This window comes from Limimaricola sp. AA108-03, assembly GCF_050847355.1.
In the GTDB taxonomy this organism is placed as follows: domain Bacteria; phylum Pseudomonadota; class Alphaproteobacteria; order Rhodobacterales; family Rhodobacteraceae; genus Limimaricola.
Window position 1 is genome coordinate 551974 of record NZ_CP193755.1, and the last position, 23018, is coordinate 574991.

Consider the following 23018-nt stretch of genomic DNA (forward strand, 5'->3'; position numbering starts at 1 on the left):
ACCGGCGTCCTTCAGACCGAGGGTGGGTCGGAGCGGCAAGTGTGGGATTGCGTATTTGGAGAACAAAGTTGCCCATACGGCGCGAGACACTTGCGAGGCTAGCGCATGAGCCGCGCCGGACCGGTCATCATCCTCGTCGCGGCATTGTTCGCGCTCTGGTACGCCGCCGCCGTGCCGATGAACATCCGCGAGGCCCTGACCGCCGCCGAGCGCGAGGGGGTGGCGGTACAGCCGGTCACCGCCGTGGAGCGGCGCGATGCGAACGCGCTGGGGCTGGTGCTGGCCAATCCGGGCCAGATCCCGGACGCCTGGGCGCAAGACAGGCCGAGACTGCCCGCACCGCATCAGGTCGCGGGCGAGCTGTGGCAAAGCGTGGTGATGGAGGAGGTCGAGGGGCGGCGCAGCCTGCTGCGATCGGGAAGCCTGTCGAACCGCGGATTGCTGCTGCATGCCTGGATCACGCTCTCGGCCACGGCGCTGGGCTTTGTCATCGGAGCCATGGCAGGGATCGCACTGGCGATCGGCATCGTCCATTCGAAGACGATGGAGAAATCGGTGATGCCCTGGGCCATCGTCAGCCAGACGGTGCCGATCGTGGCGCTGGCACCGATGATCGTGGTGGTGCTCTACTCTGTCGGGCTGCAGGGGCTGCTGCCCAAGGCGATCATCTCCGCTTACCTGTCGTTCTTCCCGGTGGTGGTCGGCATGGTGAAAGGGCTGCGCGCGCCTGACGCGATGCAGACCGACCTGATGCGCACATGGGACGCCTCGGGCTGGCAGGTGCTGACGCGGCTGCGGCTGCCGGCCTCGATGCCCTATCTCTTCGCGTCGATGAAGATCGCCGTGGCGGCCGCCCTTGTCGGGGCCATCGTGGGCGAGCTGCCGGTGCAGGGCGGCGGATTGGGCGCGCGCATGCTGGCAGGAAGCTATTATGGCCAGACCGCGCAGATCTGGGCCGCGCTGCTGCTGGCCGCGGCGCTGGCGGCGGTACTGGTGGCGATGATCGGCGGCGCGCAGCGGCTGGCGCTGCGGCGCATGGGGGGTGCGGCATGAGCGCGGCGATCCTCGCGCTGGCGCTCTGGCTCGGGCTCTGGGCGCTCAACGTCTGGCTTGCCACCGGGCCGCTGTCGAACCGGATCTGGGCGCGCATGGCGGTACCCTTGCTGTTCGGGATCACCATCCTGATCTTGTGGGAGATCGCGGTGCGCGCGCTGCAGGTGCCGCTGGTCATCCTGCCGCCGCCGAGCCAGATCGGCGCGCGCTTCGCCGAGAGCCTGCCACTGCTTTGGGGCGATTTCGTGCAGACGATCCTGCGCGGCGCGCTTTCGGGCTACGCGATCGGATGTGGGGCGGCGTTCCTCACGGCGATCGCCGTCGATCGCTTCGTGTTCCTGCAGCGCGGGCTGCTTCCACTGGCGAGCTTCATGGCGGCGCTGCCGATCGTCGGGACCGCGCCGATCCTCGTGATGTGGTTCGGCTTCGACTGGCAGTCCAAGGCCGCGGTGGTGGTGGTCATGGTGTTCTTCCCGATGCTGGTGAACACCGTGGCAGGGCTCGCCGAGACCTCGGCCATGCAGCGCGACCTGATGAAGAGCTGGGGCGCGGGCTACTGGCAGGGGCTGGTGAAGCTGCGGCTTCCGGCGGCGATGCCCTTCATCTTCAACGGCCTCAAGATCTGCACCACGCTGGCGTTGATCGGGGCTATCGTGGCCGAATTCTTCGGCTCGCCGACACTGGGGCTTGGCTTTCGGATCACCACCTCGGTGGGCCAGCTCGCGCTCGACATGGTCTGGGCCGCGATCCTGGTCGCGGCGCTGGCAGGCACCGGCTTCTACGGGCTGGTTGCGCTGATCGAGCGGGGGGTGACCTTCTGGCACCCCTCGCAACGCGGATAACCAAAAGAGCCCGCCAACCGGGCCGTCAACAGCAAACGGAGGTCGACCAAGAATGAAACGGATGATGATGGCCGCGGCGGCGGCAGGCGCGCTGATGACCGGGGGGATACCCGCCATGGCGCAGGATCTCGACGAGGTCCGGCTGCAGCTGCAATGGGTCACGCAGGCGCAGTTCGCGGGCTATTACGTGGCGCTCGAAGAGGGGTTCTACGAGGAGGAGGGGCTCGATGTCGAGATCCTGCCCGGCGGGCCCGACATCGCGCCGCCGCAGGTACTCGCGGGGGGCGGGGCCGACGTGATGCTCAACTGGATGCCCTCTGCGCTGGCCGCGCGGGAGAAAGGCCTGCCTGTCGTGAACATCGCCCAGCCCTTCGCCAGCTCGGGGCTGATGCTGACCTGCTGGAAGGATACCGGCATCACCGGTCCGCAGGACTTCAAGGGCAAGACCATCGGCGTCTGGTTCTTCGGAAACGAATACCCGTTCCTGAGCTGGATGAGCCAGGAAGGCATCCCGACCGAGGGCGGCGAGGACGGGGTGACGGTGCTGAAGCAGGGGTTCAACGTCGACCCGTTGATCCAGCGGCAGGCCGATTGCATCTCGACCATGACCTACAACGAATACGGCCAGGTGCTCGACGCGGGCATCTCCGAGGATGAGCTCGTCACCTTCAAGTACGAGGATATGGGCGTGGCGACGCTCGAGGACGGGATGTGGGTGCTGGAGGAGAACCTCGAGGATCCGGAGTTCGTCGACAAGATGACCCGTTTCGTGCGTGCCTCGATGAAGGGCTGGAAATGGGCCGAGGAGAACCCCGAAGACGCGGCGCAGCTCGTGCTCGACTACGACGAGACCGGCGCCCAGACCGAGGCGCATCAGGTCCGGATGATGGGCGAGATCGCCAAGCTGACCGAGGGTTCGGATGGCAGCCTCGACGAGACCGCCTATCAGCGCACCGTCGACACGCTTCTCGCGGGCGGCTCGGACCCTGTGATCTCGGCCGTGCCGGAGGGTGCTTTCACGCATGAAATCACCGACGCCGCGCTGCAATGACGGGCAGGGCGCGGGGGCCTGAAGGCCTCGCGCCAGACCGGTTCTGGTCAGCCCCGACACACTCCGCTACTGCTTGCGTAGCAGTAGCGGAGATTTTGTATGCGTGTTCTGGTCACGGGCGGTGCGGGTTACATCGGCAGCCATACTCTGGTGGAGCTCCTGGGGCAGGGCCACGAGGTGGCCTGCGTCGACAATTATTCCAATGGCTCGCCAGAGGCGTTGCGCCGCGTCGGTGAACTGGTCCCGCAGGGCGCGCTGCACGCGCATGATGCGGATGTCCGGGATACGGCAGCGCTCGACCGGATCTTCGCCGAATTCCGGCCCCAGGCGGTGATCCATTTCGCCGGTCTCAAGGCGGTCGGCGAGAGCGTCGAGAAGCCGGTCGAGTATTACGATGTCAACGTCACGGGCACGCTGTCCCTGCTGCGTGCGATGGATCGGGCGGAGTGCCAGCGGATCATCTTCTCCTCCTCGGCCACGGTCTATGGCGAGCCGGTCTTCCTGCCCTATACCGAGGCGCACCCGCTGGCGCCGACCTCGGTCTACGGCCATACCAAGCGTTTCGCCGAGCAGATCCTGACCGATTGGTCGGCGGCCCGGCCCGGCTGCGCGGTGATGCTCCTGCGTTATTTCAATCCGGTTGGCGCGCATGAATCGGGCCGGATCGGCGAGGACCCGCAGGGCGTGCCGAACAACCTGATGCCTTATCTCGCCCAGGTGGCGACGGGCCGTCAGGAGCGGCTGCGCATCTTCGGCGACGACTATCCCACGCCGGACGGTACCGGCGTGCGCGACTACATTCATGTCGTCGATCTCGCCCGCGCCCATGTCGCGGCGCTCGACCGCGCGGCGGCCTCGGCGGCAGCCGAGACCTACAACATCGGTACCGGTCGGGGCTATTCGGTGCGCGAGATGCTCGACGCCTTCTCCACGGCGGTGGGTCGGGCGCTGCCATTCGAGGTGCTGCCGCGCCGCGCCGGCGATATCGCCGAGATGCAGGCTGATTGCGGGCATGCGGCCGAAAAGCTCGGCTGGCGGGCGTCGTTGGGGGTGGAAGAGATGGCGCGCGACCTGTGGCGCTGGCAGCAGGCCAATCCGCAGGGCTACGCCACCGCGGCGGATCAGCTCGCCGGCAGCTGACCCCGCCCTTCGGCGGCGGCGAGGGCCAGCGCCTTGCCGCCTTCGACCCAGCGCGCCACCACGGCGCGCAGCGCGTCGCTGTCATTCTCGGTCACGGCGGCGCGCAGGGCCCGCATCCCCGCCGCCACCTCGATCTCGCTCAGATGCGCCTCGCGCGCGAGCATGATCTTGGGATGCGGGGTGCCGACCTGGCCTTCGCCGATCAGCAGTTCCTCGTGCAGCTTCTCGCCCGCGCGCAGGCCGGTCAACCTGATCTCGATGTCGCCCTCGGGATTGGTCTCGTCGCGTACCGTGTAGCCCGCCGCCTCGATCATCTGTCGCGCGAGATCGTAGATCTGCACCGGCGCCCCCATATCGAGCACGAAGACGTCGCCGCCGGTGGCGAAGGTCCCGGCGACCAGAACGAGCCGCGCGGCTTCGGGAATGGTCATGAAGTAGCGCGTCACCTCGCGATGGGTGAGGGTGACGGGACCGCCCTTGCAGATCTGGTCGTGGAACAGCGGGATCACCGAGCCGGAGGAGCCCAGAACGTTGCCGAAGCGGACCATCGAATATATCGTGCCGTTCGAGCGGCTGGCCAGATCCTGCACCACCAGCTCGGCCATGCGCTTCGAGGCGCCCATCATGTTCTTGGGGCGGACCGCCTTGTCGGTGGAGATCAGGATGAAGCGCGCCACACCGGCCTCTCCGGCGGCCTGGGCGAGCGTATGCGTGCCCAGCACGTTGTTGGCGAAGCCCGAGACAGGATTGCTCTCGACCAGCGGCACATGTTTGTAGGCCGCCGCATGCAGGACGATCTCGATCTCCTGGTCGGCGAGCACGCGGCGCACCAGCGGCGCGTCGCAGACCGATCCCAGCACCGGTACGATCTCGACCTGCTGCTCCGTGGCCAGCGCGGACAGCTCCTGGTCGAGCTTGTAGAGCGCCAGCTCCGACATTTCGAAGAGAACCAGCCGCCGTGGCCGGCAGGCGAGGATCTGGCGGCACAGCTCGGAGCCAATCGAGCCGCCGGCACCCGAGATCATCACCGAAGACCCGCGATAGGTCTCCGACCCGCCAGGAAGTTCCGCGTCTAGCGGCGCGCGGCCGAGGAACTGGCCGGGCACCACGGGGCGCAGCTGCTCGACCAGCGGCACGCCGTTGCCGGCAAGCTGGGCGAAGGAGGGCAGGGTCTGCACGTCGAGACCCTTCTCCTCCAGCTGCCGCGACAGCTGCGCCAGCCGGGCCCGCGGCACCGACGGCATGGCCAGCAGCACCCGGTCGACATGCTTGGTCCGGGCCAGCCGGGCGATGGCGGCCGGGGCGTGCACGTGCAGCCCTTGGACGATCGCGCCCTGCAGCATCTTGTTGTCGTCGATATAGGCGACGGGACGGACCGTCTCGTCGGTCCGAAGCGCCGCGACCAGCTGCTGACCCGTACGACCGGCACCGTAGACCAGCACCCTGAGCTTCGGCCTGTGCCGATAGGCGCTCAGCACCAGCTTGAGCATCACGGCACGGGAGCTGACCGCGAGCAGCAGGTAGACCATCGCGAAGGAGACGAAGGTGGCGCCCGGCAAGGTGCCGCCCACCGCCCGGTCGATCAGCCCGGCCGAAAGCGCCAGCAGAACCGCATGCGTGGCCGAAAGGGCGATGGCCCGGCTTTCATAGGCCTTGAGCTGCACCCGGTGGATGTTCATCGCGATCTCGATCAGGGCGCAGATCGCCATCAGCATGAGGAGGAGCGGCCAGTGCTGCTGGAGCTCGGCACCCAACGGCGCGCGGTTCAGCTGCAGCGACAGGGCGGCAAGAAACGCCACCGGGACCAGCGCCACGTCGTTGGTCAGTACCATCCATTGTTTGGTGGAGCGGGAAAGATGCGTGATGAATCCGAGCAATTCGACCAGTTTGCCCATTTTTTCGCCCATGCTGGCCCGAAAGCCCTGCTCAGCCGCGACCGTGTCTGACATTTTCGCCCGCATCACAGCAAATTCCGTGTCCCTTGTAATCCGACGCCGGGTCATTGATCAATCTACGGTGGCGGGAACCCGCCGAGGCCGTGCCTTTCGTGGGAACCTGCGGGGCGCCAGCCGCAACACCCTGCCCGCCGTTTCAGCGATCAGGCCGATATCGTGGCAGATCGTGGCGTGGCGCTGATAGATCAGATCCAGCCGCGCCTTGCGGGGCACGCAGCGGCGGCGATAGACCGCATCGGTTTCTTCGGCCGAGCGGCAAAGCGCCAGAAGTCGCTCCTCGGTGGCGTGATAGCGCAGGCTGGCCAGCCCGGTGATGCCGGGCCGCGAGCGCAGCACCGCCGCATAGAGATCGGGAAAGGCTTCGACGTAGATGCGCAAAGGCGGCCTGGGACCGACGAGGCTGATATCGCCGCGGATCACGTTCCACAGCTGCGGCAACTCGTCGGCGCGGGTCCGTCGCAGCATGCGGTGCAGCCCCGACATGCGGTCCGATTTGTCACCGCCGGTCACGCCGGTGGCGCGGGTGCCGTAGGGGGCAGGGCGCATGGTCCGCAGCTTGATCAGGCCAAAGGACTGCTCCGGCGTGCGCATCCGCTCGGCCACGTAGAAGACCGGCCGTCCCTCCTTCACGAGCAAGAGCAGGACGAGCGCGGCCAGTACCGGCCACAGCAGAGCCAGCAGCAGGATCGACACCGTAAGGTCGAAGGCGCGCTTGGCCGGCGTCATGCAGGCCTCCAGCCGGCCAGCCGCGCCTCGGCCACGAGACCGGGCGCGGTGGCGGTGGCGACGGGGCCGGCAATGGCGGCAAGCTGCGCCGTGTCGAGAAGAGTTTCGGGCAGGGCGGTTTCCGGAGCGGGGCGCCAGTGCCAGCGCGCTCCGGCTGCCTCAAGCAGCGCCTCCATCGGCACCGCGCCGGGCTGCGCGAGGTTCAGGACGGGTGGCAGCTCCGGAGCCGACAGAAGCGCAGAGACGACCCGCGCCAGGCTCAGCGGCCCGACATAGGCGCGGCGCGGCCCGTGCCCCTCGGTGAAACGGTCGAGCGTGACCTGCCCGGCGGCCATCGCGTCGAACAACTGGTCGCAGCCCGCGACATTGGCGAGCCGCAGGCAACAGGCGCGGGGCGCCTCGGTGCCCAGCCTGTCGACCTCTTCGGCGACCGCGCGCTCCATGTCCAGCTTGGCCATGCCATAGGCGTTTGCGGGGCTGGCCTCCGTCTCTCGACAAGGGCCTTCGGCACGGCCGTAGACCGCGGCCGAGGACATCAGCAGCACCGGGCCGAGACCGTCGCGCGCGGCAAGGCGCAAAGCGGCCCGGGCAAGGTTGGCATTGGCAGCAAGCTCTTCCGGGGATCCCGATGTCACCCCTGCCAGAACGACGACGCCTTCGGGTCGTTCATGAAGCGGCGGTGCCGGCTCCCGCATGTCCCAGGCGTAATCGCCCCGCCGGCCATGCCACAGCGCGGCACGCCCCTCCGGCCAATGCCCGTCTTGGGCCAGCTTGCGCAGTGCCCGGCCAAGTCGTCCGGTGCCGCCGAGAATCAGCGGACCCGTCTGTGAAGGGGTTGCGGTCATGTCCGTCGGCTACCCGATCGGCGGTCGCAAGGCCAGATCCTCTCAGCCGCGGAACACCGAACGCGACCCGATCAGCCGCAAAGTGCCGCTCAGATAGCACACTGCTCCGAATACCCATGCCAGCGGCGCGAAGTAGCCGGGCAGCAGGCAAAGCAGCACGAAGAAGCCGATCGTCTCGGTGCCCTCCAGCAATCCGTTCGAAAAGTAGAGCGACTTGATGCCCTGCGCCGAGGTCTGCATGCGCTTCTTCTCGGCGAGGATCGCGTAGCCGAGGAATGTGGTGCCGTTGAAGTAGAAGGCGGCGAGCAGGAACCCGCCCGCGGCGCCATTGGCCGCCGGATCGGCCAGGACGAAGGCAAGCGGGATCGCGCCGTAGAAGGCGAAATCGGCGGCGATATCGAGATAGCCGCCCCAGTCGGTCCGGCGCGTGGCGCGGGCCACCGCCCCGTCGAGCCCGTCGGCGAGGCGCGACGCGAGGAGCGGCAGCAGGGCCCAGCCCGGCGCGCCGAGCGCGATCATCGCCGCCGCGGCAAGGCCGAGCCCCAGCCCGGCCAGCGTCACTCCATCCGCGGTTGCCCCGGCGCGCGCCAACCTGCGACCGAGCCGGTTGAGCGGCGGGTCGATCAGGCGGCGGGCGGCGGCGTCGAGCATCGGGACGGCTTTCTTCGGGGGCGGCCCATCATCGCGCCATGACCGCCGCGCGTCCATCGCGCACGGCCTGGATGACACGATGGTGAGGGGGCGTCACATCGTGTCGTCGATGATCGGCTGCATCGAGACATAGGTGGAGGTGCCCGCGACGCCGGGCAGGGCCGAGATCTTGGTGCCCAGCACCTCGCGATAGCTGCGGATGTCGCGGGTCCGCACCTTGAGCAGGTAGTCGAAGCTGCCGGCGATCAGGTGACACTGCTCCACCTCGGTGATCAGCCGCACGGCGGCGTTGAAGGCAGCAAGCGATTTCTCGGTGGTGTCGGCGAGCCGCACCTCGACGAAGGCAACGTGGTCGAGGCCAAGCTTGGCCGGGTCGATCACCGTCCGAAAACCTCGAATCACGCCCTTTTCCTGCAGTCGTTTCAGGCGCACCTGGCAGGGCGATTTCGACAGGCCGACCCGGACCGCCAGTTCGGTCACCGGAAGCCGAGCATTTGCTGCCAGTTCGGCGAGAATGCGGTAGTCCGTGCGGTCAAGATGGCTGCCGGTGTCGGAATTGCTCATCTTTCGTCCCGCCATATCAAGAGAAATCGGGCAAAAAGCGCGCTTTCCGTCGATTTTCGGGAAACGCGCCTTAGCTGATCAGGGATAGGATGAACCTGTCTTTTACTCAAGGGGGTCCGCCAATGAGCGAGCTTGACGATCTGCGCATCCGCATCCGTGCCGATCATCGACGCGACGAGGCGGCTGTCCTCGCCGATCTGATGGCCGCCGACCCGATCTCGGAGGAGCTGCGCGCCGCCGCCACGCGGCGCGGCGCCCAGCTGGTGCGCGCGATCCGCGACGATACGCGTCCCGGTATCATGGAGGCGTTCCTCGCCGAGTACGGTCTTTCGACCCGCGAGGGCATCGCGTTGATGTGCCTCGCCGAGGCGCTGCTGCGGGTGCCCGACGCCAAGACCATCGACGCGCTGATCGACGACAAGATCACGCCGTCGGACTGGAGCGCGCATCTCGGGAAAGCGGCTTCCCCGCTGGTCAACGCCTCGACCTGGGCACTGATGCTGACCGGCAAGGTGCTCGACGAGAAGGGCGAGGGGCTCGGCCTCGTGCTGCGCCGCGCGATCAAGCGTCTGGGCGAGCCGGTGATCCGCGCCGCGACCTATGCGGCGATGCGCGAGATGGGCAAGACCTTCGTGCTCGGCCGCGACATCGACGAGGCGATCAAGCGCAGCCAGGGGCCCGCGAAGAAGGGCGCTACCTACAGCTACGACATGCTGGGCGAGGCAGCGCTGACCGCGAAGGACGCGGCCGGCTTCATGAAGAGCTACGAGAACGCGATCGCGCGGATCTCGAAGGAGGCCACCTCGGCCGACATCCGCGACAACCCCGGCATCTCGGTCAAGCTCTCCGCGCTGCACCCGCGCTACGAGGAGGCCCAGCGCGACCGGGTCATGGACGAGCTGGTGCCGCGGCTGTCGAAGCTCGCCCGCGCCGCCAAGGCGGGGAACATGGGTCTCAACGTCGACGCCGAGGAGGCCGACCGTCTCAACCTGTCGCTCGACATCATCGAGGCGGTGCTGTCCGACCCCGAACTGGCCGGTTGGGACGGCTTTGGCGTCGTGGTGCAGGCCTATGGCCGCCGCGTCGGCGGCGTGCTCGACTGGCTCTACGCGCTGGCCGAAAAACTCGACCGCAAGATCATGGTGCGGCTCGTCAAGGGCGCCTACTGGGATACCGAGATCAAGCGCGCGCAGGTCGAGGGACTGGAGGATTTCCCGGTCTTCACCGAGAAGGCCGCGACCGATGTGGCATGGCTGTCCTGCGCGCATCGCCTGCTGGGCATGACCGACCGGATCTATCCGCAATTCGCCACCCACAACGCCCATTCCGTTGCCGCCGTGATGGAGATGGCGGGCGAGCGGCGCGATTTCGAATTCCAGCGCCTGCACGGGATGGGCGAGGCGCTGCACGACAAGCAGATGGAGAGCGAGGGCACGCGGCTGCGCATCTATGCGCCGGTGGGCGCGCATCGCGACCTGCTGGCCTATCTGGTGCGCCGGCTGCTGGAGAACGGGGCGAATTCGAGCTTCGTGAACCAGATCGTCGACGAGAAGGTGCCCGCCGAGGTGGTCGCCGCCGATCCGTTCGAGAAGCTGGGCGGGCCGCGCCCCAAGGAGTTGCGCGATCCGCGCGCGCTGTTCCAGCCCGAGCGCGAGAACTCGCGCGGCTGGGACCTGACGGCGGTCGATGCGCTGGCCGAGTTCGACGCGGGCCGCGACGCGTTCCGCAACGCCAAGTGGCGCTCCGAGCCGATCCTCGCCACCGAGGAGCCCGCCGAAGGCGCCGAGGTGATCCCGGTGACCAGCCCCGCCGATCCCTCCGACGTGGTGGGCGAGGTGATGATGTCGTCCAAGGCCGATGTCGAGAATGCCATCGCGCTCGCGCGGCGCTGGCAGGCGCCGGCCTCGGACCGTGGCGCCGCGCTGCGCCGCGCCGCCGAACTGTTCGAGGAGCATGCGCACGAGTTCTTCGCGCTCACCGCGCGCGAGGCCGGCAAGACGCCGAAGGATGCCGTGGCCGAACTGCGCGAGGCGGTCGATTTCCTGCGTTATTACGCGGCGCGTGGCGAGGAGCTGAAGGACCCGGCCCGGGGCACCTTCGCCTGCATCAGCCCCTGGAACTTCCCGCTGGCGATCTTCACCGGTCAGGTGGCCGCGGCGCTGGCGGCGGGCAACGCCGTGCTGGCGAAACCGGCCGAATCCACGCCGCTCACCGCGGCGCTGGGCGTTAGGCTGCTGCACGAGGCGGGCGTGCCGCGCGATGCACTGCAACTGCTGCCGGGCGCGGGGCGCGTCGTGGGAGCGGCGATCACCTCCGACCCGCGCATCGCGGGCGTGTGCTTCACCGGCTCAACCGAGACCGCCATCGGCATCGACCGCGCCATGGCCGCCAACATGGACCCGACCGCGCCGCTCATCGCCGAGACCGGCGGGCTGAACGCGATGATCGTCGATTCCACCGCGCTGCCCGAGCAGGCGGTGCGCGACATCGTCAATTCGGCCTTCCAGTCGGCGGGGCAGCGCTGCTCGGCGCTGCGCATGCTCTACCTGCAGGAAGACATCGCCGAGCATTTCCTCGAGATGCTGAAAGGCGCCACCGAGGAGATGCAGGTTGGCGACCCCTGGAGCCATGCCACCGATGTCGGTCCGGTAATCGACGGGCGCGCCGAGAAGGGCATCCGCGAACATGTCGAGAAGGCGCGCGCCGAGGGCCGCCTGCTGTGGCAGCTCGAGACGCCGTCGAAGGGCCACTACATCGGTCCGGCGCTGATCCGCCTGAACGGGATCGAGGAGCTGGAGCGCGAGGTGTTCGGGCCGGTGCTGCATGTCGCCACCTTCAAGGCGGGCGAGATCGACGCGGTCATCGACGCGGTCAACGCCACCGGCTACGGGCTGACCTTCGGCCTGCACACCCGGATCGACGACCGGGTCGAGCATGTGACGCGGCGCGTGAAGGTCGGCAATCTCTACGTCAACCGTAACCAGATCGGCGCCATCGTCGGCTCCCAGCCTTTCGGCGGCGAGGGGCTGTCGGGGACCGGGCCCAAGGCCGGCGGACCGCGCTACGTGGCGCGTTTCACCGAGCCGATGCGCATCGCCTCGCTGCCCGCCAATGGCCGCGAGGTACCGAGCGAGAAGGTGCAGAAGCTGCTCGACGCCGCGGCCCCCGATCCGGATCGGCGCGACACCGTCACCCTGCCGGGGCCGACGGGGGAATCGAACCGTCTCTCGGTGGTGCCGCGTGGCACCGTGCTTTGCCTCGGTCCCTCGGCCGAGGAGGCGAGGGCGCAGATCGAGACCGCCCGCGCCGCCGGCTGCGCCACCGTCGGCGTGGCGCCGGGGCTCTCGGGGGAGGGCAATCTCGATGGTACGCTCGACCCCGCGGCGCTGGAAAAGCTCTCGGGCTTCGACGCGGTCGCCCTGCGGGGCGGAGCGGATGCCCTGCGGCCGCTGCGCAAGGCGCTCGCCGCGCGAGAGGGGCGGCGTATCCCGTTGCTTTCCGAAGAGGATTTGGCGCTGCGACTGCAGCTTGAGCGCCACGTCTGCGTCGACACCACCGCCGCGGGCGGCAATGCCAGCCTGCTGGCCAGCGTCGGCTGATCCAGAACCCGAAGCGCGCGCCCATCGAAGCTCGGCGCGCGCTTCGCTCTTGTCGGCTCCCGGAGGCGCAAATGCTGCCATGCCCGGGGGCACACTCCAAGACTTGGCCGCGCCGGGGACGCAGGGGTGATGCGCCATTCGGAAGCGATGGGAGGGCTTCTCCTTTTGGAACCTTGTTCTCAAGGAGGGCACTTTAGGGTGACCATGTAACAGGATTTTGCGTAATTCGTCTTCAAAACGGTGACCGCGTTGCCGTCGATCCGCGCTAGGCTGCGATCGTCATTAGCCAGGGGAGGGGCGCATGACGATGCAGATGTCGCTCGACGACAAGTACACGGCGGAGACAGGTCATGTCTTCCTGACCGGAATTCAGGCGCTGGTGCGCCTGCCGATGACCCAGATGCGGCGCGACCGCGCCGCCGGGCTCAATACCGGCACGTTCATCTCGGGATATCGCGGCTCGCCGCTGGGCGGCTATGACCAGCAGCTGATGGCCGCGCGCAAGCATCTCGACCCGCTCGACATCGCCTTCCAGCCGGGGGTCAACGAGGATCTCGCCGCCACCGCCGTCTGGGGCAGCCAGCAGCTTGGCCTGTCCGAAGGCGCGAAGAAGGACGGCCTTCTGGGCCTGTGGTACGGCAAGGGGCCGGGTGTCGACCGCTCGGGTGACGTGCTCAAGCACGCCAACGCGGCAGGCACCTCGGCGCATGGCGGGGTGCTGGCCTTCGCCGGCGACGACCACACCTGCAAGTCGTCCTCGATCCCGCACCAGTCGGACCACGCCTTCATCTCGGCACTGATGCCGATGCTGTATCCCAGCTCCGTGCACGAGTTTCTCGAGCTGGGCCTCCTCGGCATCGCCATGTCACGCTATTCGGGCTGCTGGGTCGGCTACAAGGTGATCTCCGAAACGGTCGAGACCTCGACCGTCGTCGATCTCGCACAGGAGCGTCGGCAGTTCCTGCTGCCCACCGATTTCGAGATGCCCGAAGGCGGGCTTAACCTGCGCTGGCCCGATCCGCCGCTGGTGCAGGACGAGCGGCTGCAGGAATACAAGGGCTTCGCGGCGCTGGCCTTCGCCCGCGCCAACCGCGTCGACCAGGTGACGATCGACACGCCGAACGCCCACTTCGGCATCGTCGCCTCGGGCAAGGCCTACGAGGACGTGCGGCAGGCGCTGGCCGAGATGGGGCTCGGGCCGGAGGAGTGGAAGGCGATCGGCCTGCGCCTCTACAAGGTGCGCATGCCCTGGCCGCTGGAGCCCGAGGGCATCCGCCACTTCTCCGAGGGGCTCGACGAGGTGCTGATCGTCGAGGAGCGCCGCGAGATCATCGAGAACCAGATCAAGCAGCAGCTCTTCAACTGGCGCGCCGACGTGCGGCCGCGGATCATCGGCAAGCATGACGAGAAGGACCGCCCCTTCCTGTCGCTTTCCCAAGGTCTCACCGTCGGCTCCGTCGGCCGCGCCATCGCCGACCGGCTGCTGCACATCGACCTGCCCGAAGGCTTGCACGACCGGATCGAGGCCGAGCTGCGCCGTCTTGAAGCGGGTCATGCCCGGGGACAGGCGCATGAGGCGCCGATCACCCGGCTGCCGCATTACTGCCCCGGCTGCCCGCACAATACATCTACCAAGGTGCCGGAAGGGTCCAAGGCGATGGCGGGGATCGGCTGCCACTACATGGTGCAGTGGATGGACCGGAACACCGAGACCTTCACCCATATGGGCGCCGAGGGCGTGCCATGGACCTCGATCGGCCGGTTCACCGAGGAAAAGCATCGCTTCGTGAACCTAGGCGACGGCACCTTCTTTCATTCCGGCCATCTCGCGATCCGCCAATCGGTCGCGGCGAAGGCCAACATCACCTACAAGATCCTCTACAACGACGCCGTTGCGATGACCGGCGGCCAGAAGGTCGACGGCCCGCTCTCGCCCGAGCAGGTGACGCATCAGGTGCACCACGAGAACGTGGCGAAGATCGTCCTGCTCTCGGATCATCCCGAGAATTACGACCGCGTCGATCTCGCGCCCGGCACCGAGATCCGCCATCGCGACGATGTCGACGCGGTGATGCGCGAGCTGCGCGAGATCGAGGGCGTGACCGTCATGGTCTATGTCCAGACCTGCGCCGCCGAGCTGCGCCGCCGCCGCAAGCGGGGCAAGGCCGAGGACCCCGACATGCGCGTGCATATCGACCCGGCGGTCTGCGAAGGGTGCGGCGATTGCTCGGTGCAGTCGAACTGCATCGCGGTCGAGCCTCTGGAGACCGAGCTGGGCCGCAAGCGCCAGATCAACCAATCGGCCTGCAACAAGGACTTTTCCTGCCTCAAGGGCTTCTGTCCCTCCTTCGTGACGCTGCGCGGTGCCAAGCCGCATAAGCGCCCGGCCGCCGAAGGCCCCGACGTCTCAGGCTTGCCCGAGCCGGCGCTGCCCGAGATCACCCGGCCGTGGAACATCGCCGTCACGGGCGTCGGCGGCACCGGCGTTCTGACCATCGGCGCGCTTCTGGGCGTCGCGGCGCATATGGAGGGTCTGTCGCCGATGATCCTCGACATGGCCGGTCTCGCGCAGAAGGGCGGCGCGGTGCTGAGCCATATCCGCATCTCGACGCATGAGCGGCCCGCGACGGCGCCGCGCATCGCCACCGGGACCGCAGACCTGCTGCTGGCCGCCGATAGCGTCGTGGCGGCCTCGAAGGACGGCGTCACCCTGTGCGACGCGAGCCGCACCCATGCGGTGATGAGCACCAAGCTCTCGCCCACTTCGGACTTCGTGCGTCAGCGCGATTTCGACTTCCGCTCGGCGGGCGTCATGCGGGCGGTGGAAAGGACGGTGCGCTCGTCGGAGCATTTCCACGATTTCGCCCATGTCGCGCGCGAGCTTTGCGGCGACGAGATCGCGGTGAACATCATGATGCTGGGCTATGCCTGGCAGCAGGGCTTCATCCCGGTGGGCCGCGAGGCCATCGCCGAGGCCGTGCGTCTCAACGGTGTGGCGGTGCAGTCGAATCTCGACGCCTTCGACTGGGGCCGCGTGATGGCGGCAGAGCCCGAGCGGGTGATCCGCGAGATGGGCGAAACCGACGAGCCGCCGCATCTGCCGCAGGCGCAGATGACGCTCGACCAGCTCGTGGCGCACCGCACCGGTCACCTGACCGCCTACCAGGATGCAAAGCTCGCCCGGCGCTACACCGATCGGGTGGCGCGGGTCCGTGCGGCGGTGGAAGGCCACGCGCAGGCGGAGGAGATCACCCGCGCGGTCGCGCAGAACTATGCCAAGCTCCTGTCCTACAAGGACGAATACGAGGTGGCGCGGCTGTTCACGCGGCCCGAATTCGCGGAGAACCTCAAGAAGCAGTTCGACGGCGACTACAGGATCGCCTTCAACCTCGCACCGCCGGGACTGCCGGGCACGGATGCCGAAGGCCGCCCGAAGAAGCGCGAGTTCGGCCCCTGGATTCTCAAGGCCTTCGGCCTGCTGGCGCAGGGCAAACGGCTGCGCGGCACCGCCTTCGACGTCTTTGGCCGCACCGAGGAGCGCAAGCGCGAGCGGGCACTGATCGAGGCCTTTGAGGCGGACATGGACCTCGCGCTGGAGCGGCTGGGGCAAGGGCACGACGCCGAGATCCTCAAGCTCTTGGAACTGCCCGACCAGATCCGCGGCTTCGGGCCAGTGAAGCTGGCGGCGATGGAGCAGGCGGCGCCGATCCGCGACGCGCTCCGCGCCGCGATCAAGAACGACACGCCGCACCAGGTGGCGGCGGAATAGGGAGAGTGCGATGTTCGATCACGCGATGAAGTTCGATCTGGGCGAGGATGGCGAGGCGCTGCGCGAGACGGTGCATCGCTGGGCGCAGGAGCGGCTGAAGCCGCGCGCCGCCGAGATCGACAAGTCCAACCTGTTCCCCGCCGACCTCTGGCGCGAGATGGGCGATCTGGGCCTTCTGGGCATCACCGTGCCCGAGCAGTATGGCGGCGCCGGCATGGGCTACCTCGCTCATGTCATCGCGGTCGAGGAGATCGCGAGGGCCTCTGCCAGCGTGGCGCTCAGCTACGGCGCGCATTCGAACCTCTGCGTCAACCAGATCGTGCTCAACGGCAACGATGCGCAGAAGGCGAAATACCTGCCCAAGCTGGTCTCGGGTGAACATGTCGGCGCGCTGGCGATGTCCGAGGCGGGGGCGGGCTCCGACGTGGTGTCGATGAGCCTGCGCGCCGATCGCATCGATGGCGGCTATCGGCTCAACGGCACCAAGTACTGGATCACCAACGGCCCCGATGCCGAAACGCTGGTGGTCTATGCCAAGACCGACCCGGAGGCCGGTTCCAAGGGGATCACCGCCTTCATCATCGAGCGCGGCATGGCGGGCTTCTCGACCTCCGAGCATTTCGACAAGCTCGGCATGCGCGGCTCGAACACCGCCGAGCTGGTGTTCGAGAATGTCGAGGTGCCCGAGGAGAACGTGCTGGGCCATGTCGGCGGCGGCGTGAAGGTGCTGATGTCGGGGCTCGACTACGAGCGCGTCGTTCTGTCGGGCATCGGCACCGGCATCATGGCGGCCTGCCTCGACGAAATCATGCCCTACCTCGCCGAGCGCAAGCAGTTCGGCAGGCCGATCGGGGATTTCCAGCTGATGCAGGGCAAGGTGGCGGACATCTACACCAAGCTCGGCTCGGCGCGGGCCTATGTCTATGCCGTGGCACGGGCCTGCGACGCGGGCCGGGTCACCCGGGCCGATGCCGCCGCCTGCGTGCTCTACGCTTCCGAGGAGGCGATGGTGGTCGCGCATCAGGCGGTGCAGGCGATGGGCGGCACCGGCTTCATGAACGAAAGCGCGGTGAGCCGGATTTTCCGCGACGCCAAGCTGATGGAGATCGGCGCGGGCACCTCCGAGATCCGCCGCATGCTGATCGGGCGCGAGCTGATGGCCAAGGTGCGCTGATGGGGGTGCTGCGCTCATCGCTGTCGCCCTCCTCGGAGAGCTTTCGCGAGAACGAGGCCGCGCAGCGCGCTGCGATGGAAACCGTGCGCGAGGCGGTCGAAGCCGCACGGGCCGGTGGCGGCGCGAAAGCGCGCGAGCGGCATCTCTCGCGCGGCAAGCTCCTGCCGCGCGACCGGGTCACCCGGTTGCTCGACCCGGGCAGCCCGTTTCTGGAGGTCGGTGCCACGGCGGCGCATGGCCTCTATGACGGCGCGGCGCCCGGCGCCGGCATGATCGCCGGCATCGGCCGCGTCGAGGGGCAGGAGGTCATGGTGCTGTGCAACGACGCCACCGTGAAGGGCGGCACCTACTACCCGATGACCGTAAAGAAGCATCTGCGGGCGCAGGAGATCGCGGAACAGAACCACCTGCCTTGCGTCTACCTCGTCGATTCCGGCGGCGCGAACCTGCCCAACCAGGACGAGGTCTTTCCCGACCGCGACCATTTCGGCCGGATCTTCTACAACCAGGCCCGGATGAGCGCCAAGGGCATCGCGCAGATCGCCGTGGTCATGGGGTCCTGCACCGCAGGCGGCGCCTATGTGCCCGCGATGTCGGATGTCACGATCATCGTGAAGGAGCAGGGCACCATCTTCCTCGCCGGCCCGCCGCTGGTGAAGGCCGCGACGGGCGAGGTCGTTTCGGCCGAGGATCTCGGCGGCGGCGACGTGCACACCCGGCTTTCGGGCGTGGCGGACTACCTTGCCGACGACGACGCGCATGCCTTGGCGCTGGCGCGTCAGGCGGTGGCGGGGTTGAACCGCCACAAGCCCGAGACCGTGGTGATGCAGCCCATCGAGGAGCCGCTCCACGACCCGGAGGAGATCCTCGGCGTCGTGCCTGCCGATCCACGCAAGCCCTACGACATCCGCGAGCTTCTGGCCCGGGTGCTCGACGGCTCGCGCCTCGACGAGTTCAAGCCGCGCTACGGCGAAACACTGGTGACCGGCTTCGCGCATGTCATGGGGATGCCGGTGGGGGTCATCGCCAATAACGGCGTGCTGTTCTCCGAGGCCGCGCTCAAGGGCGCGCATTTCGTCGAGCTGTGCTCTCAGCGTCGCATCCCGCTGGTGTTCCTGCAGAACATCACCGGTTTCATGGTGGGCCGCAAATACGAGGCTGGCGGCATCGCCAAGGACGGCGCCAAGCTGGTGACGGCGGTGGCCAGCACGGAAGTGCCCAAGGTGACGATGATCGTCGGCGGCTCCTACGGCGCGGGCAATTACGGCATGTGCGGGCGCGCCTATTCACCTCGCTTCCTCTGGACGTGGCCCGCGAGCCGGATCGGCGTGATGGGCGGCGAGCAGGCGGCGGGTGTCATGGCACAGGTGCGCGGCGAGGCGCTGGAGCGGCAGGGCAAGCCCTGGACCGAAGAGGAGGAATGGGCCTTCAAGCAGCCGCTGCGCGAGCGGTTCGAGGAACAGGCGCATCCGCTCTACGCATCGGCCCGGCTCTGGGATGACGGCATCGTCGATCCGCGCAAGACCCGCGAGGTGCTGGCACTGTCGCTCTCGGCCGCGCTGAACGCGCCGATCCCCGACACGCGCTTCGGCGTCTTCCGGATGTGAGGCGGGCATGGTGACGATGGATGAGCTGAAGGCCCGGCACCCGGATCTCGAAAGCTTCCGCTTCGGGGACGGGCCGGAACTATGCGACGAGCTGATCGCACTGGTCCGCTCGGGCAAAAAGACCGCGACCTGCGGCGCGCTGCGCGACTTCGAGGCGGGCGAGCCGATGCCGAAGGTCGGCCGCCGCGACGTTGCGCTGAACTGGGATGGCAGGCCGGCGCTGATGATCGAGACGGTGGAGGTCACGCAGCGGCGCTTTTGCGATGTCGATGCCGATTTCGCCCTGGCCGAGGGCGAGAACGAGACGCTGGTAGGCTGGCAGGCGGATCACCGTCGCTACTTCGAGCGCAACGGGGGCTGGGACCCGGAGATGGTGCTGGTCTGCGAGAGATTCCGGCTGGTGGAGGATTTCGCCTGATGTTCGACAAGATCCTGATCGCGAACCGGGGCGAGATCGCCGCACGGGTCATCAGCACCGCCCGCCGGATGGGGCTCAAGACCGTCGCCGTGCATTCCGATGCCGATGCCGAGGCGGTGCATGTCAGGCTCGCCGACGAGGCGGTGCGGATCGGCCCGGCGCCTGTGGGCGAGAGCTATCTCAGGTCAGAGGCCATCATCGACGCCGCGAAGCGGACCGGCGCGGGGGCGATCCATCCGGGCTACGGTTTCCTGTCCGAGAACCCCGACTTCGTCGAGTCGGTCGAGGCGGCCGGTCTGGTCTTCGTCGGCCCGCCCGCCAGCGCGATCCGCGCCATGGGCCTCAAGGACGCCGCGAAGGCGCGGATGGAAGAGGCCGGCGTGCCGGTGGTGCCGGGTTATCACGGCGAGGGTCAGGACGCGTCGATGCTGGCCCAAGAGGCCCTACGCATCGGCTACCCGGTGCTGATCAAGGCGCGCGCCGGCGGCGGCGGCAAGGGGATGCGGCTCGTCGAGCGGGCCGAGGATTTCGCCGACGCGCTGGAAGGCGCGCAGGCCGAGGGCAAGGCCAGCTTCGGCGACGCCGCCGTGCTGGTCGAGAAATACGTGACCTCGCCGCGCCATGTCGAGATCCAGGTCTTCGCCGACAGCCATGGCAATGTCGTGCATCTGTTCGAGCGCGACTGTTCGTTGCAGCGCCGCCATCAGAAGGTGATCGAGGAAGCTCCCGCACCGGGCATGCCCGACCATGTCCGCGCCGCGATGGGGGCGGCGGCGGTCGAGGCGGCCCGCGCCATCGGTTACGTGGGCGCGGGCACGATCGAGTTCATCGCCGACGGCTCCGAGGGGCTGCGCGAGGACGGGTTCTGGTTCATGGAGATGAACACGCGGCTTCAGGTCGAGCATCCGGTGACCGAGGCGATCACCGGGCTCGACCTCGTCGAGTGGCAGATCCGGGTGGCGCGGGGCGAGACCCTGCCGTTGACGCAGGACGAGCTTCGGATCGACGGCCATGCGGTCGAGGCGCGGCTTTATGCCGAGGACGCCGAACGCGGCTTCCTTCCCGCCACCGGGCGGCTGGAGCGGCTGCGCTTTCCCCAGGCCGCGCGCTTCGAGCGCGGCGCGCTGCGGGTGGATGCGGGCGTGACCGAGGGCGACGCGATCACCCCGCATTACGACCCGATGATCGCCAAGGTCATCGCCCATGGCGCGACGCGGGCCGAGGCGCTGTCACGACTCGTGGCGGCGCTCGAAGCCACGCAGGTCGGCGGAACGGTGACCAATCTCGGTTTCCTCGCGCGGCTGTTGCGCCACGAGGGTTTCGCGGCCGGGGAGGTCGATACCGGTCTGATCGGTCGCGATCTCGACGCGCTGACCGCCAAGACGGAAATGCCGGACCATGTGCCGGTGCTGGCAGCACTTGCCGCCGCCGGGCTCGACCATCCGCCCGAAGGCAACGGACCGTGGGACCGGCTACGGGGCTTCCGGCACTGGGGCGCCTCAGAGGTGCATGTCGTGCTGGAGCATGAGGGCGAGCCGCTGGAGGTGGCGCTCAGGCGCGACGGCCCGGGGCATTGGCATCGGGCGGGCACGCAGATCGGCGTTTCACGTGACACGCGCGGGTTGGAAGTGACCGTGTCGGGACGGCGCTTCCGTGCCGAGGCGGTACGGCACGGCCATCGCGTCACGGTCTGGGATGCGGGCCGGGCCTTTACCTTTGCCATTCCCGATCCGCTCGCCGCGGCCGACGCGGCGGGGGGCGGGGGCGACGCCATCGCGGCACCGATGCCGGGGCTGGTGAAGCGGATGCGCGCCGAGGCCGGGCAGGCGGTGGAAAAAGGCCAGCCGCTGGCCATTCTGGAAGCGATGAAGATGGAGCACACGCTCACCGCGCCGCGCGACGGCGTGGTGGCCGAGGTGCTCGCACGCGAGGGATCGCAGGTATCGGATGGCGACCTGCTGCTGACGCTGGAGCCGCAGGATGAATGAGCGCGTCGAGATCGTCGAGGTCGGCCCGCGCGACGGGTTGCAGAACGAAGCGCGGATCATCCCCGCCGCCGACAAGATCGCGCTGGTCGACCGGCTCTCGGCCTGCGGCTTCGCGCGGATCGAGGTGACAAGCTTCGTGAACCCGAAGCGCGTGCCGCAGATGGCGGATGCGGCGGAGGTCCTCGCCGGAATCCGGCGCGAGCCGGGGATCCGATACGCGGCGCTGACGCCGAACTTGCGCGGCTTCGAGGCGGCGCAAGAGGCGAAGGCTGAGGAGGTCGCGGTTTTCGCCTCCGCCTCGGAAGGCTTCAGCCAGGCCAATATCGGCTGCTCCATCGCCGAGAGCATGGAGCGCTTCGCGCCGGTCATGGCGGCCGCGCGAGACGCCGGCCTGCCGGTGCGCGGCTATGTCTCCTGCGTTACCCATTGCCCCTATGACGGCCGGGTCGCGCCCGATGCCGTGGCAGAGGTCGCGGCGCGGCTCATGGATATGGGGTGCTACGAGATTTCCCTGGGCGAAACCCTGGGCCGGGCGCTGCCGGAGGACACCTCCGCGATGCTCGACGCCGTGCTGGCCCGCGTGCCCGCCGACAAGCTCGCCGGGCATTTTCACGACACCTCGGGCCGCGCGCTCGACAACGTGGCGGTCTGCCTCGAGCGGGGGCTGCGGGTGTTCGACGCGAGCATCGGCGGCCTTGGCGGCTGTCCCTTCGCGCCGGGCGCGGCCGGCAATGTCGCGACCGAAGGGCTCGCATTGATGCTGGAGGAGCGCGGCTTCGAGACCGGGCTCGATCGCAAACGGCTGGCCGAGACGGCGGGTTTCGCCAAGGAGCTGCGCGCATGAGTTACGAGACATTGAAGCTCGACACGGATGATCGCGGCGTTCTGACCGTGACGCTGAACGCGCCCGAGCGCCGCAACGCGCTTTCGGCGCGGATGATGGACGAGCTGACGGCGCTGGCGGGGGCCGAGGGCGCGCACGCGCGCGCCGTGGTGCTGCGGGGCGCGGGCGAGGTGTTCTGCGCCGGCGGCGACCTGACCTGGATGCAGGCGCAGATCCGCGCCGACCGCGAGGGGCGCCGCGCCGAGGCGCGACGTCTGGCGGGCATGCTGGACGCGCTCAACACCATGTCCAGCCCGCTGATCGGACGGGTGCATGGTGGCGCCTATGGCGGCGGCGTCGGCATGGCCTGCATCTGCGACGTGGTGGTGGCCGAGGAGGGTACGCGCTTTGGCTTCACCGAGACCAAGCTCGGCATCATCCCGGCGACGATCTCGCCCTACGTGCTCGCCCGGATGGGCGAGGGGCGGGCCCGGCAGGTCTTCATGTCGGCGCGGCTCTTCCGCGCCGAGGAGGCGGTACGGCTTGGCATCGCGACCCGCGCGGTGCCGCTTGCCGATCTCGACGCGGCCGTCGAGGCCGAGGTCGCGCCCTATCTGAAGATCGCGCGTGGTGCCGCGGCGCGGGCCAAGGCGCTGGCGCGCAGCCTCGGCCCCCGTATCGATGAGGCCGTCATCGAGGCCACCATCGACCGGCTGGTCGAAGCCTGGGAGAGCCCGGAAGCGGAGGAGGGGATCGCCGCCTTTCTCGAGAAGCGCCCGGCGCGCTGGTCATGAGCGCGCGGCCCATTGACGC

At 68.5% G+C, this 23018-nt stretch carries 17 protein-coding genes; 12 read left to right on the top strand and 5 right to left on the bottom strand.

The genetic code is table 11. From position 1 onward, the window contains the following. The first annotated feature begins 105 nt into the window (after nucleotides 1–105). From ACRAQ3_RS02835 to galE, 4 genes are all read left to right on the top strand, one after another. Nucleotides 106–1053, top strand: a complete 948-nt coding sequence (locus tag ACRAQ3_RS02835; protein WP_432255601.1) for an ABC transporter permease — start codon at nucleotides 106–108, stop codon at nucleotides 1051–1053. Next, nucleotides 1050–1895, top strand: a complete 846-nt coding sequence (locus ACRAQ3_RS02840; protein ID WP_432255602.1) for an ABC transporter permease — start codon at nucleotides 1050–1052, stop codon at nucleotides 1893–1895. Before ACRAQ3_RS02835 ends, ACRAQ3_RS02840 begins: the two co-directional genes overlap by 4 nt. 52 nt (nucleotides 1896–1947) lie before the next feature. After that, on the top strand, nucleotides 1948–2946 hold the full coding sequence (locus ACRAQ3_RS02845; RefSeq protein ID WP_432255603.1) for an ABC transporter substrate-binding protein: 999 nt from the start codon (nucleotides 1948–1950) through the stop codon (nucleotides 2944–2946). A 99-nt stretch (nucleotides 2947–3045) separates the two neighbouring features. Next, nucleotides 3046–4086 (top strand): UDP-glucose 4-epimerase GalE, encoded by a 1041-nt coding sequence (gene galE / locus ACRAQ3_RS02850; RefSeq protein ID WP_432255604.1) that lies wholly within the window; start codon nucleotides 3046–3048, stop codon nucleotides 4084–4086. Here the strand turns inward: galE and ACRAQ3_RS02855 are convergent. The 5 genes from ACRAQ3_RS02855 to ACRAQ3_RS02875 all read right to left on the bottom strand — a co-directional run bounded on the left by ACRAQ3_RS02855 (nucleotide 4068) and on the right by ACRAQ3_RS02875 (nucleotide 8827). Next, a complete protein-coding gene (locus tag ACRAQ3_RS02855) occupies nucleotides 4068–5918 on the bottom strand; it encodes a polysaccharide biosynthesis protein (protein ID WP_432255605.1) in 1851 nt (616 codons plus the stop codon). The genes galE and ACRAQ3_RS02855 overlap by 19 nt on opposite strands. Before the next feature lie 174 nt (nucleotides 5919–6092). After that, nucleotides 6093–6767 (bottom strand): sugar transferase, encoded by a 675-nt coding sequence (locus ACRAQ3_RS02860; RefSeq protein WP_432255606.1) that lies wholly within the window; start codon nucleotides 6765–6767, stop codon nucleotides 6093–6095. Next, nucleotides 6764–7612, bottom strand: coding sequence for an NAD-dependent epimerase/dehydratase family protein (locus ACRAQ3_RS02865; RefSeq protein WP_432255607.1), 849 nt, complete (start codon nucleotides 7610–7612; stop codon nucleotides 6764–6766). The genes ACRAQ3_RS02860 and ACRAQ3_RS02865 overlap by 4 nt, the downstream gene beginning before the upstream one ends. A 42-nt stretch (nucleotides 7613–7654) precedes the next feature. Continuing rightward, complete coding sequence (locus ACRAQ3_RS02870) at nucleotides 7655–8263, bottom strand: CDP-alcohol phosphatidyltransferase family protein (protein WP_269397803.1); 609 nt, start codon at nucleotides 8261–8263, stop codon at nucleotides 7655–7657. A 93-nt stretch (nucleotides 8264–8356) separates the two neighbouring features. Beyond that, nucleotides 8357–8827, bottom strand: a complete 471-nt coding sequence (locus tag ACRAQ3_RS02875; protein ID WP_085897145.1) for an Lrp/AsnC family transcriptional regulator — start codon at nucleotides 8825–8827, stop codon at nucleotides 8357–8359. Nucleotides 8828–8949: 122 nt separating this feature from the next. On the opposite strand from ACRAQ3_RS02875, the gene putA reads away from it, so the two are divergent. From putA to ACRAQ3_RS02915, 8 genes are all read left to right on the top strand, one after another. Beyond that, nucleotides 8950–12426 carry a bifunctional proline dehydrogenase/L-glutamate gamma-semialdehyde dehydrogenase PutA gene (gene putA, locus ACRAQ3_RS02880; RefSeq protein ID WP_432255608.1) on the top strand — a complete coding sequence of 1159 codons (3477 nt, stop codon included), beginning with the start codon at nucleotides 8950–8952 and terminating at the stop codon, nucleotides 12424–12426. A gap of 301 nt (nucleotides 12427–12727) precedes the next feature. Further along, nucleotides 12728–16195 carry an indolepyruvate ferredoxin oxidoreductase family protein gene (locus ACRAQ3_RS02885; RefSeq protein WP_432255609.1) on the top strand — a complete coding sequence of 1156 codons (3468 nt, stop codon included), beginning with the start codon at nucleotides 12728–12730 and terminating at the stop codon, nucleotides 16193–16195. Nucleotides 16196–16205: 10 nt separating this feature from the next. Then, nucleotides 16206–17369 carry an isovaleryl-CoA dehydrogenase gene (locus tag ACRAQ3_RS02890; protein ID WP_432255610.1) on the top strand — a complete coding sequence of 388 codons (1164 nt, stop codon included), beginning with the start codon at nucleotides 16206–16208 and terminating at the stop codon, nucleotides 17367–17369. After that, nucleotides 17369–18976 (top strand): carboxyl transferase domain-containing protein, encoded by a 1608-nt coding sequence (locus ACRAQ3_RS02895; RefSeq protein WP_432255611.1) that lies wholly within the window; start codon nucleotides 17369–17371, stop codon nucleotides 18974–18976. The genes ACRAQ3_RS02890 and ACRAQ3_RS02895 overlap by 1 nt, the downstream gene beginning before the upstream one ends. Nucleotides 18977–18983: 7 nt before the next feature. Beyond that, entirely contained in the window at nucleotides 18984–19394 is a 411-nt protein-coding gene (locus ACRAQ3_RS02900; RefSeq protein ID WP_432255612.1) for an ASCH domain-containing protein, read from the top strand. Next, the gene (locus tag ACRAQ3_RS02905) at nucleotides 19394–21382 is read left to right on the top strand and encodes an acetyl/propionyl/methylcrotonyl-CoA carboxylase subunit alpha (protein WP_432255613.1); all 1989 of its coding nucleotides are present in this window, start codon (nucleotides 19394–19396) and stop codon (nucleotides 21380–21382) included. The genes ACRAQ3_RS02900 and ACRAQ3_RS02905 overlap by 1 nt, the downstream gene beginning before the upstream one ends. After that, a complete protein-coding gene (locus ACRAQ3_RS02910) occupies nucleotides 21375–22226 on the top strand; it encodes a hydroxymethylglutaryl-CoA lyase (RefSeq protein ID WP_432255614.1) in 852 nt (283 codons plus the stop codon). Before ACRAQ3_RS02905 ends, ACRAQ3_RS02910 begins: the two co-directional genes overlap by 8 nt. Further along, entirely contained in the window at nucleotides 22223–22999 is a 777-nt protein-coding gene (locus ACRAQ3_RS02915) for a crotonase/enoyl-CoA hydratase family protein (RefSeq protein WP_432255615.1), read from the top strand. The genes ACRAQ3_RS02910 and ACRAQ3_RS02915 overlap by 4 nt, the downstream gene beginning before the upstream one ends. The last annotated feature ends 19 nt before the right edge of the window (nucleotides 23000–23018 follow it).

Coding starts and splice junctions, on each gene's coding strand:
- ACRAQ3_RS02835 (WP_432255601.1), top strand. CDS start 106: ATGAGCCGCGCCGGACCGGTCATCATCCTCGTCGCGGCATTGTTCGCG.
- ACRAQ3_RS02840 (WP_432255602.1), top strand. CDS start 1,050: ATGAGCGCGGCGATCCTCGCGCTGGCGCTCTGGCTCGGGCTCTGGGCG.
- ACRAQ3_RS02845 (WP_432255603.1), top strand. CDS start 1,948: ATGAAACGGATGATGATGGCCGCGGCGGCGGCAGGCGCGCTGATGACC.
- galE (WP_432255604.1), top strand. CDS start 3,046: ATGCGTGTTCTGGTCACGGGCGGTGCGGGTTACATCGGCAGCCATACT.
- ACRAQ3_RS02855 (WP_432255605.1), bottom strand. CDS start 5,918: ATGGTACTGACCAACGACGTGGCGCTGGTCCCGGTGGCGTTTCTTGCC.
- ACRAQ3_RS02860 (WP_432255606.1), bottom strand. CDS start 6,767: ATGACGCCGGCCAAGCGCGCCTTCGACCTTACGGTGTCGATCCTGCTG.
- ACRAQ3_RS02865 (WP_432255607.1), bottom strand. CDS start 7,612: ATGACCGCAACCCCTTCACAGACGGGTCCGCTGATTCTCGGCGGCACC.
- ACRAQ3_RS02870 (WP_269397803.1), bottom strand. CDS start 8,263: ATGCTCGACGCCGCCGCCCGCCGCCTGATCGACCCGCCGCTCAACCGG.
- ACRAQ3_RS02875 (WP_085897145.1), bottom strand. CDS start 8,827: ATGAGCAATTCCGACACCGGCAGCCATCTTGACCGCACGGACTACCGC.
- putA (WP_432255608.1), top strand. CDS start 8,950: ATGAGCGAGCTTGACGATCTGCGCATCCGCATCCGTGCCGATCATCGA.
- ACRAQ3_RS02885 (WP_432255609.1), top strand. CDS start 12,728: ATGACGATGCAGATGTCGCTCGACGACAAGTACACGGCGGAGACAGGT.
- ACRAQ3_RS02890 (WP_432255610.1), top strand. CDS start 16,206: ATGTTCGATCACGCGATGAAGTTCGATCTGGGCGAGGATGGCGAGGCG.
- ACRAQ3_RS02895 (WP_432255611.1), top strand. CDS start 17,369: ATGGGGGTGCTGCGCTCATCGCTGTCGCCCTCCTCGGAGAGCTTTCGC.
- ACRAQ3_RS02900 (WP_432255612.1), top strand. CDS start 18,984: ATGGTGACGATGGATGAGCTGAAGGCCCGGCACCCGGATCTCGAAAGC.
- ACRAQ3_RS02905 (WP_432255613.1), top strand. CDS start 19,394: ATGTTCGACAAGATCCTGATCGCGAACCGGGGCGAGATCGCCGCACGG.
- ACRAQ3_RS02910 (WP_432255614.1), top strand. CDS start 21,375: ATGAATGAGCGCGTCGAGATCGTCGAGGTCGGCCCGCGCGACGGGTTG.
- ACRAQ3_RS02915 (WP_432255615.1), top strand. CDS start 22,223: ATGAGTTACGAGACATTGAAGCTCGACACGGATGATCGCGGCGTTCTG.